Origin of the sequence: Gleimia europaea ACS-120-V-Col10b (assembly GCF_000411155.1) — a bacterium.
In the GTDB taxonomy this organism is placed as follows: domain Bacteria; phylum Actinomycetota; class Actinomycetes; order Actinomycetales; family Actinomycetaceae; genus Gleimia; species Gleimia europaea_B.
This window is the reverse complement of record NZ_KE150266.1, coordinates 1,225,566-1,242,012: the sequence shown is the minus strand read 5'-3', so window position 1 is coordinate 1,242,012 and position 16,447 is coordinate 1,225,566. Positions and strand designations below refer to the sequence as shown.

16 protein-coding genes are annotated in these 16,447 nt (G+C 57.6%); 6 read left to right on the top strand and 10 right to left on the bottom strand.

Going from position 1 to position 16,447, the window contains the following annotated elements; translation table 11 throughout:
• Positions 1-88 precede the first annotated feature (88 nt).
• On the bottom strand, positions 89-2,065 hold the full coding sequence (locus HMPREF9238_RS05670; protein ID WP_016444495.1) for an alpha/beta fold hydrolase: 1,977 nt from the start codon (positions 2,063-2,065) through the stop codon (positions 89-91).
• A 98-nt stretch (positions 2,066-2,163) separates the two neighbouring features.
• On the opposite strand from HMPREF9238_RS05670, the gene HMPREF9238_RS05660 reads away from it, so the two are divergent.
• The 5 genes from HMPREF9238_RS05660 (at position 2,164) to HMPREF9238_RS05640 (ending at position 5,412) form a co-directional block, all read left to right on the top strand.
• Positions 2,164-2,406 carry a ribbon-helix-helix domain-containing protein gene (locus HMPREF9238_RS05660; RefSeq protein WP_016444494.1) on the top strand — a complete coding sequence of 81 codons (243 nt, stop codon included), beginning with the start codon at positions 2,164-2,166 and terminating at the stop codon, positions 2,404-2,406.
• The gene (locus HMPREF9238_RS05655; protein WP_016444493.1) at positions 2,403-2,660 is read left to right on the top strand and encodes a hypothetical protein; all 258 of its coding nucleotides are present in this window, start codon (positions 2,403-2,405) and stop codon (positions 2,658-2,660) included. Before HMPREF9238_RS05660 ends, HMPREF9238_RS05655 begins: the two co-directional genes overlap by 4 nt.
• 28 nt (positions 2,661-2,688) lie before the next feature.
• A complete protein-coding gene (locus tag HMPREF9238_RS05650; RefSeq protein WP_016444492.1) occupies positions 2,689-4,500 on the top strand; it encodes an ABC-ATPase domain-containing protein in 1,812 nt (603 codons plus the stop codon).
• Between the two features lie 337 nt (positions 4,501-4,837).
• Positions 4,838-5,128, top strand: coding sequence for a hypothetical protein (locus tag HMPREF9238_RS05645; protein WP_232217607.1), 291 nt, complete (start codon positions 4,838-4,840; stop codon positions 5,126-5,128).
• A gap of 2 nt (positions 5,129-5,130) precedes the next feature.
• On the top strand, positions 5,131-5,412 hold the full coding sequence (locus HMPREF9238_RS05640) for a ribbon-helix-helix protein, CopG family (RefSeq protein ID WP_016444489.1): 282 nt from the start codon (positions 5,131-5,133) through the stop codon (positions 5,410-5,412).
• Positions 5,413-5,531: 119 nt separating this feature from the next.
• On the opposite strand, the gene nrdE is transcribed toward HMPREF9238_RS05640, so the two are convergent.
• The 4 genes from nrdE to HMPREF9238_RS05620 form a co-directional block, all read right to left on the bottom strand.
• Positions 5,532-7,688, bottom strand: coding sequence for a class 1b ribonucleoside-diphosphate reductase subunit alpha (gene nrdE / locus HMPREF9238_RS05635; protein WP_016444488.1), 2,157 nt, complete (start codon positions 7,686-7,688; stop codon positions 5,532-5,534).
• Positions 7,673-8,101: a class Ib ribonucleoside-diphosphate reductase assembly flavoprotein NrdI gene (nrdI, locus tag HMPREF9238_RS05630; RefSeq protein WP_016444487.1), complete on the bottom strand. Its 429-nt coding sequence runs from the start codon at positions 8,099-8,101 to the stop codon at positions 7,673-7,675. Before nrdI ends, nrdE begins: the two co-directional genes overlap by 16 nt.
• Positions 8,102-8,210: 109 nt before the next feature.
• Positions 8,211-8,459: a glutaredoxin-like protein NrdH gene (nrdH, locus tag HMPREF9238_RS05625; RefSeq protein ID WP_016444486.1), complete on the bottom strand. Its 249-nt coding sequence runs from the start codon at positions 8,457-8,459 to the stop codon at positions 8,211-8,213.
• 446 nt (positions 8,460-8,905) lie between these two features.
• The gene (locus HMPREF9238_RS05620; RefSeq protein WP_016444485.1) at positions 8,906-10,429 is read right to left on the bottom strand and encodes an L-serine ammonia-lyase; all 1,524 of its coding nucleotides are present in this window, start codon (positions 10,427-10,429) and stop codon (positions 8,906-8,908) included.
• 52 nt (positions 10,430-10,481) lie between these two features.
• Between HMPREF9238_RS05620 and mtnN the strand changes: the two genes are divergently transcribed.
• Complete coding sequence (gene mtnN, locus HMPREF9238_RS05615) at positions 10,482-11,222, top strand: 5'-methylthioadenosine/S-adenosylhomocysteine nucleosidase (RefSeq protein ID WP_016444484.1); 741 nt, start codon at positions 10,482-10,484, stop codon at positions 11,220-11,222.
• Here mtnN and HMPREF9238_RS05610 read toward each other — a convergent pair.
• The 5 genes from HMPREF9238_RS05610 to HMPREF9238_RS05590 form a co-directional block, all read right to left on the bottom strand.
• Positions 11,219-12,385: an ADP-ribosylglycohydrolase family protein gene (locus HMPREF9238_RS05610; RefSeq protein WP_198009477.1), complete on the bottom strand. Its 1,167-nt coding sequence runs from the start codon at positions 12,383-12,385 to the stop codon at positions 11,219-11,221. The genes mtnN and HMPREF9238_RS05610 overlap by 4 nt on opposite strands.
• Positions 12,378-13,427: an LLM class flavin-dependent oxidoreductase gene (locus HMPREF9238_RS05605; RefSeq protein WP_016444482.1), complete on the bottom strand. Its 1,050-nt coding sequence runs from the start codon at positions 13,425-13,427 to the stop codon at positions 12,378-12,380. The genes HMPREF9238_RS05610 and HMPREF9238_RS05605 overlap by 8 nt, the downstream gene beginning before the upstream one ends.
• Positions 13,428-13,518: 91 nt before the next feature.
• On the bottom strand, positions 13,519-14,331 hold the full coding sequence (locus HMPREF9238_RS05600) for a carbohydrate ABC transporter permease (RefSeq protein WP_016444481.1): 813 nt from the start codon (positions 14,329-14,331) through the stop codon (positions 13,519-13,521).
• A complete protein-coding gene (locus HMPREF9238_RS05595; RefSeq protein ID WP_198009476.1) occupies positions 14,328-15,272 on the bottom strand; it encodes a carbohydrate ABC transporter permease in 945 nt (314 codons plus the stop codon). Before HMPREF9238_RS05595 ends, HMPREF9238_RS05600 begins: the two co-directional genes overlap by 4 nt.
• Positions 15,273-15,276: 4 nt before the next feature.
• Positions 15,277-16,365 carry an extracellular solute-binding protein gene (locus HMPREF9238_RS05590; RefSeq protein ID WP_232217606.1) on the bottom strand — a complete coding sequence of 363 codons (1,089 nt, stop codon included), beginning with the start codon at positions 16,363-16,365 and terminating at the stop codon, positions 15,277-15,279.
• Positions 16,366-16,447: the final 82 nt, after the last annotated feature.

Sequence of the window (16,447 nt, the reverse complement as noted above, 5' to 3'; positions counted from 1 at the left end):
CAACTATTCATTTCCGTGCGAAACGGCCTGTTTGTTGCGACCACGCCTCCCAACCGTCTCCGCTAGCTTCTGGGCGGGGTTTGGGAGGCTAGTCTGCGAGTAGGCTCTGCAAGTGTTGGAACACGGCGGCGCCGTTGGCTCGCAGCCCGTCATGCTGATACTCGTTACTCACCCAAGTGCGGATGCCAGCAAGCTGCGCGGTTTGTAGCGACAGGTCGGTAGGAACAAACATGTCTTCAAAGTAGACGGCTGCCGCCCCGGGCACCTCATTGTTGGCGAGCTGATCGGGATTGTAAACCGGCTCCCAATCCGTGAACGCCGCGAGCGCATGCGCCAGCTCCCGCAGAGGAACAAGCGCCGGGTCTTCGTCATAAATGAGGGGGTACATGTGCTCGCCAGTCAGGTAGACCGAGCCTGCCGCCCGGTAATCGGGCTTGGGCGCAAACCCCTCGGGAATGCCGGCGCCAACCTCGTCTAAGAGACGCTCAGCCGCCCAACTGGTGGCCTGGCCGCGAAGGGCTGGCGTGGCGCCAGCGTAAATCGTCTCGTGCAACGCCGCATACATTGGTGAGTCCCCCTGCGAAAGTTGGCGCCCCACCATGTCCAAGAACTGCGTGTTCAAGCGCTTCTCACCGCGCACGCTCACAAACGGGCCCTCGAAAAAGTAGTGCAACTGGTCAAACCCGGTAGTGGTTCCAAGCATGAGGCCAAGCATGCGCAGACGCCTTGGTGTTAGGCGCTCGCCCGTTGGCAAAATCTCTTCATGCGTGTCGAGGTGGGTGAGCACGTCTTTTAGGGTTTGCTGGTCGGCTTCGTATCGCTGGAAATAAACCTCATTGCGGGCCGCTGTGGCGCGGTAGGTGCGGCGGTAAATTTCGTCAACACTGATCAGGCCAGGTAGGCCGCCCGTGAAGTAAACCGCAGACAGGCCCTCCGGAGCCACAGACAGGTATGAAGTGTTGATAAAACCGCCGTAGGACTGCCCCAAGCTGGCCCACTTCTTACCGTCGTTAATTTCGGCGCGCAAGCGTTCCGCGTCACGCACCATATTGTCCGCGCGGAAATGCTTAACGTAGTTGACCTGGTCTTTGACCGTAGTGAACTCAGACAACGTGAGGGCATCGAGGCGGGTGGAAAGGCCCGTACCGCGCTCATCCATCAAGATCACTCGGTGAGTTTTCAACGCTTCACCGATCCACCCGCTCTTAAAATCACCGGGGCGCGGCGCGCGTCCGCCCGGGCCTCCCTGCATGAAAATGATTGCCGGCTGATCCGTGCTTGGCCCGTTCTTATCCAGCGTCACCTCGCGGGCAAACAGTTCAATCTGACGCCCATTCGGGTTGGAGTAGTCCAACGGAACCTGCAAGCGATGTTCGGTTACATGCGCGCCACGGTGAATGTAAGTGCTACGGCTCGCGAGCTCGTCGAAAGAGAACAGCATGTCCATCTCATCCACAGACTCTTCTGGTTTTGCTTCCTGGCCACTGGTTGCGCGTGCTTGGTTGTCACTTTTCGCGGACAGGCCGGATTCTTCACCGGCCGGCCCCACCTCGTCGGATCCACCCGAATCAGCTCCACCCTGGCCGATGCGAGAAAACCCTGGCCCCTCGTTCACCGTTTTCCCACTTTGAATTGCAGTTGCCGCGCCGCGCGCAAGAGAGTCGGCGCGTTCGTTCATAGTGTGATCGTTGTGTCCGCGCACCCACTCGAACTCAACTTTGCGCCCCATTTTGCGGGCGCGTTCAAGTTCTGCATCGAGTGCTTCCATGATTTCTCGGTTAGCTACCGGCTTGCCGTCGCCCTTCTTCCAGCCCTTCCGCTTCCACGCGAACCGCCATTTAGTGAGGGCGTTAATGACGTACTGCGAGTCCGCAAAAATATGCAGATCCTCTTGCGCGCCCCTGGTTTTCCGCAGGAGGTCGAGCACGGCGAGCAGCTCGCCTACGTTATTCGTGCTCTCTTTTAACGCCCCTGCGCTCCAGTTTTGCTCGTCCATATACCACGCCCAGCCAGCGGGGCCAGGGTTTCCCAAGGAAGATCCGTCAGTGGCAGCAATCAAAGTCATAGGTTCATTCTAACGACGAAGCCAGACATCCTCGTAAAGCAATGATTGCCATGCAATAACTATTGTCTTCCGCATCTATTTCGTATTACGATATTCATATGCGGGAAACGATTGCAGGGAAAGAAGTCACCGAAGAACAGATTGAGAAGTGGGCTCAAGAAGCCGAAGTGGGATACAGCGCCACGCAACTGAAGAAACGTGGCCGGCCAGGCCGTGGAGCCGAACCAAGCCAAGTTGTTGCCATACGTTTCACTGCCGACGAATTAAAACGCATTGACCAGCGCGCGGCGCAAGAAAACATCACCCGATCCGCACTGATTCGCGAAGCGGTTTTGGCGTGAAGATTTCACTGCACCACTCCGCACGAAAACACCAAGAACGCGACCATATTAGTGATGACGACATTCTCAAGGCAGCAGCATTCCCTCTGTGGGTCGCTACTTTAGATGATGAAAATCCGCAAAGAGAACTGAGGCTGGGTTTCGACAATGCGGGAAGACTGTTGGAACTCGTAGTGTTGATCTTTGACAGCGGAAATGAACTCGTCATTCATGCGATGAAGGCTCGGACACAATATCTTGATTTGCTAAATTAGAGCGGATTTACAGGTTTTAGGAAGTAGCATGGCAAACTTTTATGATCGCGGCAATCAGTATCGGGGTGGCCGTGGTGGCGGTTTTCGTGACAACCGAGGCGCGGGCGGGTTTCGCGGCGAGCGAGGCGGATCTTCCGGCCGGCGCGAGTTTGAACGCAAGTCCGGTTCGGATCAGGATTTAATCGACCGGTTCCACGATATTGACGGGCGCAATTATGGCCAGTACAAGTCCGTGGTGGGCGATTACGATTACGGCGATTTCACCTTGCACATTGACCGCGTGCAGTCAGATCCGTACGCGCCACCATCACAGTTGCGTGCCACGGCTTCGCCAGTGAAGATGGGCATCCCGGACGATCTGCTTGACACGCGAGAAAAGCGCGTGGCTGTAGCTGATTTTTTGGCGCGCGAGTTTGCGAAGAACAGTGCAAAAACGCCGGAGATCCGCATTGCGCGTTGTGGTCAAGAGATTTTGGAACGCTCGTACGCTTCCGTTGACAAGAGCACGGTTGAGGTGCGATTCCAATGCCAGTTCCCCGCTCGCGGGCGCACAATCATGGGCCGTTCCATGGCGCGCCTAGCGGACGTTGATATTCCGTACACGGTGATGGACACGTTCGATTTTGTTTCCGAGGATGCCGCGCAACACCTAGCTAACCTGCGCCGCCACGTGGAGGCGTACGTGGACTACCAGGCGCTACAAGCCGCGCTGGTTGATAACGGTTGGATTGGTTTTGTGGCAAATGAGTCGGTGCTGGCTCGCCGCTCTGGCATTTCGGATTATCCAATGGACGAGGCCGTGCGATTCACCGCGCCAGAATCACTGGAGCAAACGGTGACCCTACCCCACGCGGGCGAAGTTAAAGGCATGGCGTTGCAGCCCGGAATCACGGTGATTGTGGGCGGCGGGTATCACGGCAAATCAACGTTGCTGAACGCTTTACAGCGCGGCGTTTACGCTCACGTGCCGGGCGATGGCCGCGAACTTGTTGCGGTTGTGCCCAGTGCTGTGAAGGTGCGTGCCGAGGACGGCCGGGCAGTCACTTCGGTTGACGTGTCCACATTCATTAATGACCTGCCAGGCGGGGCGGACACATCGGCTTTCTCTACAGAAAATGCGTCGGGTTCCACCTCGCAAGCCGCTTCGATTGTGGAAGCCGTAGAGGTGGGCTGCCCCGTGCTACTGGTGGACGAGGACACCTCGGCCACTAACCTCATGATCCGCGATGAGCGCATGCGCGCTTTGGTAGCGGATGAGAAGGAACCGATCACTCCATTCGTGGATCGCATTAGCGGGCTGGCGCGGGCCGGCGTTTCAACAGTTTTAGTTATGGGCGGATCTGGCGACTACCTGGATGTGGCCGACCTGGTGCTCATGATGGATAGCTACGTGGCGCACGACGTGACACAGAAGGCACGCGAAGTTGTGGCCGCTCAGCCGCGAGAACGCATGGACGTGGAGGATTTCCCCGCTGTGAAACAGCGCGTAATGCTCCCACTGAAAGCGCACGGCGGTAAGGCGAAAACGAAGTCCAAGGGGCTCGATAGCATTTCGCTGGATCGGCAAGATATTGACGTGTCTAATGTGGAACAGATCGTGGACGAGGGCCAGACCGAGGCGATCGCGTGGGCGATTCGGGCGCTTACCGATGGAGAGCGCGCAACGGCATTTAATGGCGAAACCACGCTAGCGGACGCTTTGGGAGCACTCGATGAGATTATCGAACAGCACGGCTTGGATGGTCTTGGCGGGCCAGAGAAGTCCGCGTTCATGGTGCGCCCCCGCATGGTTGATCTGGTGGCGGCGCTTAACCGCTACCGCTCAATCAGAGTCGCTTAAAAGAATCTCGGCGGGTTCCAGCGCTACGGCGCAGCACGGCGCGGACGAAAATAGCCAACTTCGGACCAGCGTTGGAGCGGGACACCACCTCCCTGCGCATTGGTAATGCGGGTAAGCGGTTGCGAGTAATCGGAACCTGCGGACTCTCTCAGCGCGCCGCGCTGTACACGAGCACACCTGTCCACCTTGTGGATCGTTTTGCGCGAGCTTCGCCCCCTCGCATGGCATTTGGATAGCATGGCCAAAACCCCGTGGCGGAAACCGCGAACGCCACCCATTTTTACCTGTTTTCAGACTTAGGAATTAGGCATATTCTCTGGCTTGGTTTACTTGGTGTGTGACGTATCGTACTATTTACTGTGTGATGGGTGTGGTTGTTGAGCCCCATGCTTTCAAGCACGGGTTGAGTGAGTCCGAGATTGAGTACGCTTGGAGCGCTCCTGTGGCCTCACGCATGCGTGGCGATGGTTCTGATCCTCCCAGGTGGATTGTTGCGGGCTGGCTTCCAGATGGTCGGCTAGCGCAAATGGTTGGGGTTGAAGATAGTCAGGGTAGGTGGCACGTGTTCCACGCGATGACACCTGTCACGAAAGCGTTTTTGAAAGAACTAGGTATGGGAAGGGAGTAATCATGAGCGAGTTTGTAGCACTAAATGGTCAGACTGTAACCGATGCACAGCTAGATGCTTGGGAAAGTTCCTACGCGCAAGGAAAGTTCCCTGCTGGTGAAAAGAACCTCAGCGCGATAATTCATGGTGCGCCCCGCGCCTTAAGCAGCGAGGGTAGCGAGACCCTCTCAGTGAAGATTCCTGCCGCTATGAAACGAGCGCTAACAGCCACGGCAGAAAAGGAGAACATGACCACTAGCGAGCTAGTGCGCGCAATGCTCACCAAATCACTCATAGACGCATAACCACTTAGCAGGGATCCGCAACGCTCATTGAAGCGTCCTGGGTTTGTTCGCTGTCTTAAACGCAAAAGGCGCGGAGCTACTGGACACTTCCAGCCGCTCCGCGCCCCTGAAGTCAGCCTTTACAGCATGCAGGAAACACAGCCTTCAACTTCGGTTCCCTGAAGCGCCATCTGACGAATACGCATGTAGTACATCGTCTTAATGCCCTTACGCCACGCGTAAATGTAAGACTTGTTCAAGTCCCGCGTTGAAACCGTGTCCGGGTAGAACAGCGTGAGCGACAAACCCTGATCCACGTGCTGAGTTGCCACAGCGTACGTGTCGATAATCTTCTCCGGACCAATCTCGTAAGCGTCCTGGTAGTACTCCAAGTTCTCGTTAGTCATGTACGGAGCCGGGTAGTACACGCGCCCAATCTTGCCTTCCTTACGGATCTCAATCTTCGAGGCAATCGGGTGGATCGATGACGTCGAGTTGTTAATGTAGCTGATCGAACCCGTAGGCGGAACCGCCTGCAAGTTCTGGTGGTACATACCGTACTCGCGCACATTCGCCGCCAGCTCACGCCAATCATCAGGAGTTGGCAAGTACACGTTCGAGTTTGCAAACAGGCCCTTCACCTTCTCGGTCTGCGGCACCCACTCGCCCTCAATGTACTTCTTGAAGTACTCACCCGAGTAGTACTTCGAATCCTCAAACCCAACAAACGTTTCCCCGCGCTCACGCGCAATCTTGTTGGACGCCTTGATCGCCTGGTAAACCACGGCGTAAAAGTACATGTTCGTGAAGTCCAAAGCCTCTTGCGAACCGTAGAAAATCTCTTCCCGAGCCAAGTATCCATGCAGGTTCATTTGACCCAGACCAATGGCGTGCGACATTTGGTTACCGCGTTCAATAGACGGGGCAGCCGCAATGTTAGCCAAACCAGAAACCGCCGTGAGGCCGCGAATAGCCGTCTCCACCGTAAGCCCAAAGTCCGGCGAATCCATCGACTTCGCAATGTTCATCGAACCGAGGTTGCAAGCAATATCCTTACCAACCTTCGCGAACGTCAAATCCTCGTTGTACTCCGAAGGCTCCGACACCTGGAGGATCTCCGAACACAGGTTGGACATAGAGATGCGGCCCTTAATCGGGTTCGCACGGTTCACCGTATCCTCAAACACGATGTAGGGGTATCCCGACTCGAACTGGATCTCCGCAATCGTTTGGAAGAAACGACGAGCGTTAATCTTCTTCTTGTGGATCTTCGGATTCTCCACCATCTCGTGGTACTTCTCCGAAACCGAAATCTCCGTGAACGGAACACCGTACACGCGCTCCACGTCATACGGGCTGAACAGGTACATGTCCTGGTTACGCTTAGCCAACTCAAACGTGATGTCTGGGATCACCACACCCAGCGAAAGCGACTTAATACGGATCTTCTCATCTGCGTTCTCCCGCTTCGTATCCAAGAACGACATGATGTCAGGGTGGTGCGCGTGCAAGTACACCGCGCCAGCGCCCTGGCGCGCACCAAGCTGATTTGCGTACGAGAACGAATCCTCAAGTAGCTTCATTACCGGAACCACACCGGAAGACTGGTTCTCAATCTTCTTGATCGGCGCACCGGCCTCGCGCAAATTCGTCAGCGACAGCGCCACGCCGCCACCACGCTTCGAAAGCTGCAGTGCCGAGTTAATGCCGCGCGCAATCGACTCCATGTTATCTTCCACGCGAAGCAAGAAACACGAAACAAGCTCGCCGCGCGCCTTCTTACCAGCGTTCAAGAACGTGGGGGTTGCCGGCTGGAAACGACCCGAAAGGATCTCATCTATCATCTTGACCGCAAGTTCCTCATCGCCCTGCGCCAAGTACATGGCAACCATGACAACACGATCCTCAAAACGCTCCAAATAGCGCTTCCCGTCAAACGTCTTCAACGTGTAAGACGTGTAGTACTTGTATGCACCGAGGAACGTTTCAAAACGGAACTTCTTGTCATACGCGTGGTCATACAGCGACTTTATGAACTCGAAGCTGTACTGGTCCAGAACTTCCTTCTCGTAATAGCCCTCTTCTGCCAAGTAGTCGAGCTTTTCCTTCAGCGTGTGGAAGAACACCGTGTTCTGGTTGACGTGCTGCAAGAAGTACTGCCTAGCGGCCTTCTTATCCGCATCAAACTGAATCTTGCCGTCCCGGTCATACAAATTCAGCTGAGCATTCAGCGCATGGTAATCCAGCTCGGGCGGAAGCGCGCTTTCCAACCCCGTGTCAGTCAGATTTTCTGCCAAAATTCTCTCAATCCTTCTTGCACTTTAGAAACATCCTGGCTGGTGCCAAGAAGCTCAAACCGATACATGTGTGGCACACCCAGCTTGCGGGCAATCACATCACCCGCAAGACCGTACGCCTGACCGAAATTCGTGTTACCCCCCGAAATGACTCCGCGGCACAAATCCCGATTCTCTTTCACGTTCAAAAACTTAATCACCTGTTTTGGAACCGCACCCTTCAAGTTCCCACCCCCGTAAGTAGGAACAATCAGCACGTACGGCTCATGCACGTACAAGAACTCATCGCGCGGCAACAGGTGAATACGCGAGTTCCTAAACCCCAACTTTTCCACAAAACGCTTAGTGTTGCCCGTCGCAGATGAAAAGTACACAACAAGTACGTCCTCGTCCACACTCTTCTTTTCCGACATGGCTTACCTTCTGCTCAGGTTTGTTTTCCGGGCACTTCTGATTCAGTGGCCCAAGAGGGGGTTTATACATAGTTAACCCGGCCACCAAATATGACGGCCGGGTTTGGCTTTAGCCGTTGACTACGAGGGCGGCTTCCTTAGCGATCTTCTTAATCAGATCCGGACGGTAGCCCGCCCAATGCTGATCCCCAACCATAACAACAGGAGCCTGCACGTAGCCGAGCGACTTCACGAACTCAAGCGCATTTGGATCCACAGTCAGATCGACCTCTTCATACACCAAATCCTGCTTGTTCAGCGCGCGCTTCGTGGCGTCACACTGGACGCACATCGGCTTGCTGTAAACGGTGATGCTCATGGCATTCTCCTCAACGATTCTTAACTAAAGCCCGGATAAATCCGCGCCTTGTAACTACACCATTGTGATTGTACTAGATGTTTGGCCTGTATGTAACTTCTAGACACTATACCTAGTGGTTGAGTTACATCACGACCACAATATAGAGCATTTCTGCTCGTTCTAAAACACGAGGCTGTGGACGACCTCGCGGCAGTCTGTGGACGTGAAACGGCCCTGTATCCGCGGCCTCACCCCCTGTTCATCACTGTTTAAAACCGGCTATAAACAATGGTCTAACAGGGGGCGGACAAAAATTTTGAGAGCCCTGCACCGGGCATCGCTGAACCCGGTTCCGGGCTTGTTGAAACTGTGGACAACAGATATTCACACGGTGTGGAAACTGTGGAGTGGACGGATGTTAAATTGCGTCGAGAATTAGTGCGCCCGGGCGTGTCGCACACCCGCTAACACTCAACGACGTTTACCGCCAAGCCGCCAGCCGACGTCTCCTTATACTTCGACATCATGTCCAGGCCCGTCTGCCTCATCGTCTCAATCGCCGCATCCAACGGAACCGTGTGGCGCCCATCGCCCCACATGGCCATACGCGCCGCATTAATCGCCTTCACAGCCGCAATCGCGTTGCGCTCAATACATGGAATTTGCACCAGGCCCGCAACCGGGTCACACGTGAGGCCCAGCGAATGCTCCATCGCGATCTCCGCTGCATTCTCCACTTGGGGAGCCGTGCCCCCAAACGCCTGCGCCAAACCAGCCGCCGCCATTGCCGAAGCTGAACCAACCTCGCCCTGGCAACCCACCTCGGCGCCCGCAATTGACGCGTTCGTTTTAATCAGCGATCCAATCGCAGTAGCGGCCAGCAAGAACTTGCGGGTAGCGTCCAACCGGTTCGCCCCGCCCTCCGGCGTGAAATGCCACAAGTATCCCAGCGCCGCCGGGATCACGCCCGCCGCCCCATTAGTTGGAGCCGTCACCACGCGGTGACCCGCCGCGTTCTCCTCATTCACCGCGAGCGCATACAGGTTCACCCAGTCCATCGCCCGCATCGGATCATCCTCACTACACGCCCACTTATCGTCCTGCGCGGGGCCGGAACTGCGCCCACCCAGGCTCTTAAACAGGTTCGACGCGCGCCGCTTCACCCGCAAACTACCGGGCAGAACGCCGTCCGTATTGCACCCCGCCTCCACACATTCCTCCATGGTTTTTGCCACCAAATCGAGGTAAGCGTCCACGTCTTCGCGCGAGCGAGCGGCCTCCTCATTGGCACGAACCACATCGGAAATTGACAAACCCTCACGCGCACAGATTTCCAACAAAGCTGAGGCCGAGGTGAACGGAAATGGTGCGGCGGTGGCGTGTAGCTTGGCGGCCTGCGGCGTTGCGAGCGCCCGCACGCTTGGCTGCTGTGGGTCAGCGGACAGGTCTTCCATCACAAAGCCGCCGCCAACCGAATAGTAGGTGCGCGAAAACTCCTTGCCATCACGCTGCGCGGTGAGCGTCAGCGCGTTCACGTGATAGGGCAAAACGGTGAACGGAGTCATCACAATCGGCTCCATGCGTGCCTCGCACCAGCCACCCAACAAGCTGACCACGCCCGTACTTTCCACGCGCTGCGAGATTGACGTGACAGCCTCGGCCGGAACCGTGTCCGGCATGTAGCCCTCCAAGCCCAGCAACACCGCGCGGTCAGTGGAGTGGCCTCGGCCCGTGGCCCCCAGCGAACCGAAAAGCTCCGCGCGCACCACCTGCGGCATCATGCCCAGCTCGTAAAGCTCCTGCGCGAACGCCTGCGCCGCCCGCATCGGCCCCACCGTGTGTGAAGACGAGGGGCCCACGCCAATGCGAAACATGTCGAACACCGATAGGGGCCGCACCGAATCCTCAACGTCAATCAAACCGGAGATCATGCCAGCGGGACTTGACCCATCCACGTGAGCAGGCACTACAGAAGGTTCAAAAACCATCGGGTTCCTTGAGATAAATTAGGTTTTACGAAATACCAGCGAAAGCGGGCACATGCACATCCTACGAGATTTACACGCAAGCACAGATCTTAAAACGGTTGCTATCGCGGCCGCCATGGACATGGAAACCGAGCCGCTCCTTAACCTCACCAGCTTTGGCCCGAGCGTTGATATTGCCGGCCAAACTTGGCGTGTAGGCGTTTTTGAAGGCGAGGCCGGGCCGCTTCAACTTTGCGTTATCACCGCCGGTATTGGCCTAGCTAACGCCGCGAGCGCAGCCGCGCGCGCACACCTGGTTTTTGGAAATAACTTGAGCGCATACATGTGCGGCGGCACCACGGGTGGCCTGGGCGCGCAAACAAGTGTGCGCGACATTGTGGTGGGTACGGCGTTCACCTACTCGCGGGCCGACGCCACCGCTTTCGGCTACGCTCCCGGGCAGGTACCCGGCATGCCCGAGCAGTACCTTGCGGATCCGGGCCTGGTAAACAAAGCCCGCCTCACCCTTGCAGACGCAGGCAAGGTTTGGTTTGGCCAGGTGACCTCCTCCGACGCCTTCATCACCACTGCAAACGTGGAACAAATGCGCGAGGTTTTCCCCGCCGCGCTCGGCGCCGACATGGAAACCACGGCGGCCGCCCAAGTTTGCGCCCGCGCCGGCGTGCCGTTCATTTCTGTGCGGGCAGTTTCTGACCTGTGCGGGCCCGCCGCCAACCAAGACTTCCACATTGACGGCGAAATTGCGGCGAGCATCAGCGCCCAAGCCGTGCGCGCGCTGATAGCCGAGCTTTAACCCGCCAGACCTGCGTACACCGCTACAGTCGCCAAATCGCGCAAACCATCCTGACCCAACCCCGGCCACCCCCACACCTGGCGGGCCAGATCCGCCGGCACCGCGCCAACCCCGGCTGCCGCGCCCAGTAACGCGCCCGCCAAAGCCGCCACCGTATCCGTATCTCCACCCGCGCGCACCGCGGAGCTCAACCCCACCCAAACCGGGTTCAACTGCGCGTTACGGCGCTGCTCCCACTCGGCCACGCGCACAGCCGCCAACACGCGGTCCATCACCGACACCGCATCCAAACCCGCGCCCAGCCCAAGCACCGCGCCCGCATCATCGCCCGGGCGGATCGACAGTAAGAACGCTTCTTCCTCGCCCGCCACGCCGGTAGTGCCAAAAGTGGGACATTCTGCTCCCAAAGAGCGGATTCCATCCAAAACCTCTTGCACCGCCGCGCGCCAATCCAAACATTCTTGCCACGACCTTGCCGGCGTAAACCCCGCGAGCGCCCCGCGCAACAACTGCGCGTACGAGGCAGCCAACAAAGCCGCACGCCGATCCGGCGTTACCATGCGCACAACCTCTAAACTCACGCGCGTACACTCGCGCGCATCCAACGCCGTGGATAGCGCCACAGGCACCATCAGCGCAAACACCTCATTGCCAGCCACGCGAGAGCGCGGACGCAAACTATCCCAGCGGGCACTCGCCGAAGCCACCAACCTGGCAGCGGTCAAAGGATCGCCCTGTTCCCGCTCAATTTGGCCCCGCAAATGCGCCGGAGCCAGCGAAGGTTGGCGTGCCCACTGCAACACCAACTGCAACCCCGGCGCCACCTGCGCCGGATGCGAGCGATACCAAGCCATCACTCGCACAGCTAACTGATCCAACGCCGCACGCGAACCCAACGGGCCCTGCGCCGCCACCTCCAGCCCCAAAACGGCAAGCTGAACGTCTGCGCCCCACTCGCCCGGATCAAACTGGCCGCCACGCCCTCGCAAATCTAAACACTGCTCGTCCGCAGGTGGAGCGGCAAGCTCCCACGGCACGCCAAGAGCAGACCCAACGGCCATCGCCGAAACCGCGCCAACCGCCGCCAGCGCCACATCCGAATGTTCGCGCCGCACGCGCACAAGCTCGCCGCGCGCCGGGGTGGGCATCCCTACCTCACTCACGCTCCAGCCACGCGTCAGCAAGAAGCTGGTATGAACGACGCCGCAACTGCGGATCCCACGCATATGAGGTAATAATCAACTCGTCAACGCGGAACTGCTCCACGAAGCCATCTAGGTACTCCACCACATCTTCAGCAGAACCCACCACGGCCGTCGTGTTCAAGCCGCGCTGCGCAACGTCATACTGCAAGTCAGCGTTGGGCTTCGCCAGCGGCGCGTTCTTGCCCCTGCTGAGCCCATCCTTCCAATTCGTGTAAGAAGTGAACAGGTAGTTCGCCTCCTGCCGAGTTGGTGCAACCAGCACGTTCACGCCCGCCATGAACACCGGGCGATCCACCTGCGCCGTGGGCGCCTGCGCGTTAAAGTTTGCGCGGTACGTAGCCGCCGCGTTACGCAAATTCTGGGGCGCGAAATGAGAGGCAAAACTGAAAGGCAAACCCAGTGCAGCTGCCACCTGGGCCCCGCCAAGCGAAGACCCGAGCATCCACAGCGGCACCCTGGTTCCCTCACCGGGAATCGCCAAAATCCGATTGCGAATCGAAGCTGGGTTTGGAGATAATCCCAGAGCCGCCGCCTCCGCTCCGGCAAGACCAAAATCGTCAACCGAGCTCGGCTGAAAATATTGCACCAGCTGGGCCACGTCAACACTGAATTCATTCAACTGGCCACTTCCGCGCCGCAGAGCTGAGGCCGTCACGGGGTCTGTTCCCGGCGCGCGACCCAGCCCCAAATCAAACCGGTCACCGTAAATCGTTGCGAGCGTACCGTAATACTCCGCAACCATCAGCGGCGAGTGGTTAGGTAACATCACGCCGCCAGCGCCCAAACGGATCGCAGACGTGTGCTCTGCCGCGCGGGCCAAAAGCAACGAAGTGGCCGACGACATGAACAAACGCGAACCGTGGTGTTCCGCCATCCAATATCGCTTATACCCCGCACTTTCCGCCAAACGCGCCAACTCGAGCGAATCATCCAACGCCCGGCGCCTACCCAAACCAGCGGAGACCGGTGACAAATCCAAAACCGAAAGCGGAATACGCATAACTAATCCTCCAAACATTGAAAGCTTACCGGCGCCAAAGCTTGGCCATCCCAATAACTAGCGAGGAGTTCTAAACGCGGAACAAAATTGTCTATCCCTTGACCGCCCCATCCGTTATACCGGCCATGAAATGATGTTGGAGGGCAAAGTAGAGAATCACCATTGGCAAAGCCACCAATACAGCGCCGGCGGCCAGCAGGCTAGATCCTTGCGTGTACTGGCCCTGGAAGAACGCCAACCCCAACGGTGCGGTGCGCATCTTGCCAGAAGGCGACATGACCAAGGGGATCAGGAAATCATTCCACGTCCACATGAACGTCAGCACCACCTGCGTCACCACCGTAGGCACGGCAATAGGCACCAGCACCGAGCGCAAAATCCGCAAATTTCCCGCCCCATCTAACTGCGCGGCCTCAATCAAAGACCTATCCACACTCCTAAAGAACGCGCGCATCCAAAACGTACCAAACGCCAATGACTGCGCAATCTGGGGTAATGCGATTGCCCAAATCGTGTCCGTGAGCCCCAGCGACCTCAAATCGAAAAACAGTGGCAACACGATCGCCTCAGACGGCACCATGATTCCCAACAAGAAAGTGAAGAAAAGAATCTTCTCGCCACGCGGGCGCAACACGCCCAGAACGTAACCGGACGCTATCGACAACACCAGCGCCACCGACACCACCAGCAGCGCCACCACTATCGAGTTGCGCATATAAACCGAAAACCTACCCTGCTCCCACGCCGCCGCGTAGTTCTCAAAATGGAGTGCACCCTCACCACCAAAAGACTGCGGCTGCAACGACAGCACCAAAATTCGCACTATCGGGAGCAACGCTCCGGCTGCAAACAGCGTGAGCACCACGTAATTAATCAGTTGTTCCGTGCGCGAAGGCCGCATCATTCACGCTCCCCCACCAGATTGAGCGCCAGATTGATCAAGAAAATCACCAGCGTTAGCACTACCGCCAACGACGAAGCCGTCCCCACCTCGCCAATCCGAAACGCCTGATAGTAAACCTCGTAAGACGGCACTGTGGTAGCACTTCCCGGCCCTCCCGAGGTGGTCACATACACCAGGTCAAACGTCTTTAAAGCAGCCACAATCGTCAAAGTCAAAGACACGATTATCTCCGCACGAACCGACGGCACCGTAATAGCAAAAAACTGGCGCACCCTACCCGCACCATCAAGCATCGCCGCCTCGTACAAGTCACGCGGAATCGTTGCCATGCCCGACATTAAAAGCACCGTTACCAGACCCAGGCTCACCCACGAACCGATCAAGCCCACCGCCGGCAAAGCAAACGTGAAATCACCCAGCCACGCCCGCGCCCACGAACCCAAACCAATCGCGCGCAACAATCCGTTTATTGGCCCATCCGGAGCGTAAATACCTCGCCACGCGATCGCCAACACCACCATCGCGATAACCTGCGGCAAGAACACCACCGTGCGGAAAAATCCCAGGGCGCGCACACGCGACCTCGTCAACAAAGACGCCAAAACCAGCCCCACGCACAGGGGGATCACCGCATAAAAGACAATCAACACCAGCGCGTGCCAAAACGCTGCTAATAAACGCGGATCCGAAAACGTTTTCGCATAGTTAGAAAAGCCCACAAACGTTGAATAACCCAGCCCATCCCACTCATATAAAGACAGTTGGCACACGCGGATCAACGGGTAGAGCATAAACGCCGCATACACGGCGAAAGGCACAGCCAGCAAAGCCAGAGCAGCAAGCGTATTACTGCCCCGCTTCGTCTGGGTAAACTTCACAGCCCGCCCGCGCGCAGACCCCGTCTTAGAGCCTGCGCGCGTAGCGGGAAAAACCGTAGACACGTGCCTACTTCGCGAAACCGGAATAGTCGGCCTCCAGCGCATCCAAGAACGCCTCCGGAGTGATCGTCCCGGCCATCAACTGCTGCAACGCGTCGCCAAGCGTCTGGTCAAACGTCGGAGTTGCGTAATCGAGGTACGGCAGAATCTCGCCCTGCTCGGAAACGGTTGTGAACACGTTCAAAACATCTGCCACAACACCCTTTGTTCCACCCGCATACTTCGCGGCGTTATTAACCGGCACATTGCCAGTGTCCGCAAGCACCTGCATGGCCTCATCCGACGTGATGAAGTCAATGTATGCCGCAGCCACGTTCGCGTCCTTTGCCGAGGAGGTGATTACAAACGGCAAGCCCGTGCCGCCAGTTGTTGCCGGTTTATCGCCTGCCATGGGCGGGGCCATGAACGCAACGTCGTCACCCATCGCCTCCATCAGATCCGGGGCGAGCCAAGAACCAGCGATCAGGTAAACGCCCTCACCCTTGGCAAAGCTCTGCCAGACCGAGTCGTAATCCACGCCGTTGAAACCCTCATTGAAATAGCCAGCCTGCGCCCAATCCTGCAACTGCTTCGCTGCGGCAACGTTCTCGTCTGACTTCCACGAGGCGCCCGCGTTACCAAAACCAAGCTCGCGCACCTGGTCTGCCGGAACGTGAGCGGCCTGAACCGCGCCGAACAGGTGGAACGCCGGCCACTTATCCACATTGCCGAGCATGAGCGGGGTCTTGCCCGCGTCCTTAATGGTCTTCAACTGCGCGTTGAAATCATCCCACGTTTTCGGGGCTTGCAAACCCAGCTCTTCTAACCGCGACGGCGAGTAGAAAACACCCACAACTTCGCCCACCTGCGGCAAGCCGTACAGTGCGCCCTCCCCAAACTTCGTGGCGTCAGCCGAATAGGAGGAGTAAGAAAGGATGCTGTCAGAGTAGCGATCGCGCCACTTGTAAGCGTCTGCCCACGGATCCAACGGGATGATCTGGCCAGCTGAAACGAACTGGCCCATCATTGAACGCGCATTCTTTGAATCCGACGAGGCAGCCGCTTGGCACGCGATTGCAAGCCACCCACTGGTTGACTCGGTTGCCGTGGCACGCAACGTTTTAGACGGGTACTTACAAAACCCTCGGCTACAAGCCGTGCTACGCGGACACGACTAGCCGCAGGCGTGGAGGCGGCTC

What these genes read in the sequence shown, in the direction of transcription:
- HMPREF9238_RS05670 (WP_016444495.1), bottom strand. Translation starts at nt 2,065, where the DNA reads ATGACTTTGATTGCTGCCACTGACGGATCTTCCTTGGGAAACCCTGGC.
- HMPREF9238_RS05660 (WP_016444494.1), top strand. Translation starts at nt 2,164, where the DNA reads ATGCGGGAAACGATTGCAGGGAAAGAAGTCACCGAAGAACAGATTGAG.
- HMPREF9238_RS05650 (WP_016444492.1), top strand. Translation starts at nt 2,689, where the DNA reads ATGGCAAACTTTTATGATCGCGGCAATCAGTATCGGGGTGGCCGTGGT.
- HMPREF9238_RS05640 (WP_016444489.1), top strand. Translation starts at nt 5,131, where the DNA reads ATGAGCGAGTTTGTAGCACTAAATGGTCAGACTGTAACCGATGCACAG.
- nrdI (WP_016444487.1), bottom strand. Translation starts at nt 8,101, where the DNA reads ATGTCGGAAAAGAAGAGTGTGGACGAGGACGTACTTGTTGTGTACTTT.
- nrdH (WP_016444486.1), bottom strand. Translation starts at nt 8,459, where the DNA reads ATGAGCATCACCGTTTACAGCAAGCCGATGTGCGTCCAGTGTGACGCC.
- HMPREF9238_RS05620 (WP_016444485.1), bottom strand. Translation starts at nt 10,429, where the DNA reads ATGGTTTTTGAACCTTCTGTAGTGCCTGCTCACGTGGATGGGTCAAGT.
- mtnN (WP_016444484.1), top strand. Translation starts at nt 10,482, where the DNA reads ATGCACATCCTACGAGATTTACACGCAAGCACAGATCTTAAAACGGTT.
- HMPREF9238_RS05605 (WP_016444482.1), bottom strand. Translation starts at nt 13,427, where the DNA reads ATGCGTATTCCGCTTTCGGTTTTGGATTTGTCACCGGTCTCCGCTGGT.
- HMPREF9238_RS05600 (WP_016444481.1), bottom strand. Translation starts at nt 14,331, where the DNA reads ATGATGCGGCCTTCGCGCACGGAACAACTGATTAATTACGTGGTGCTC.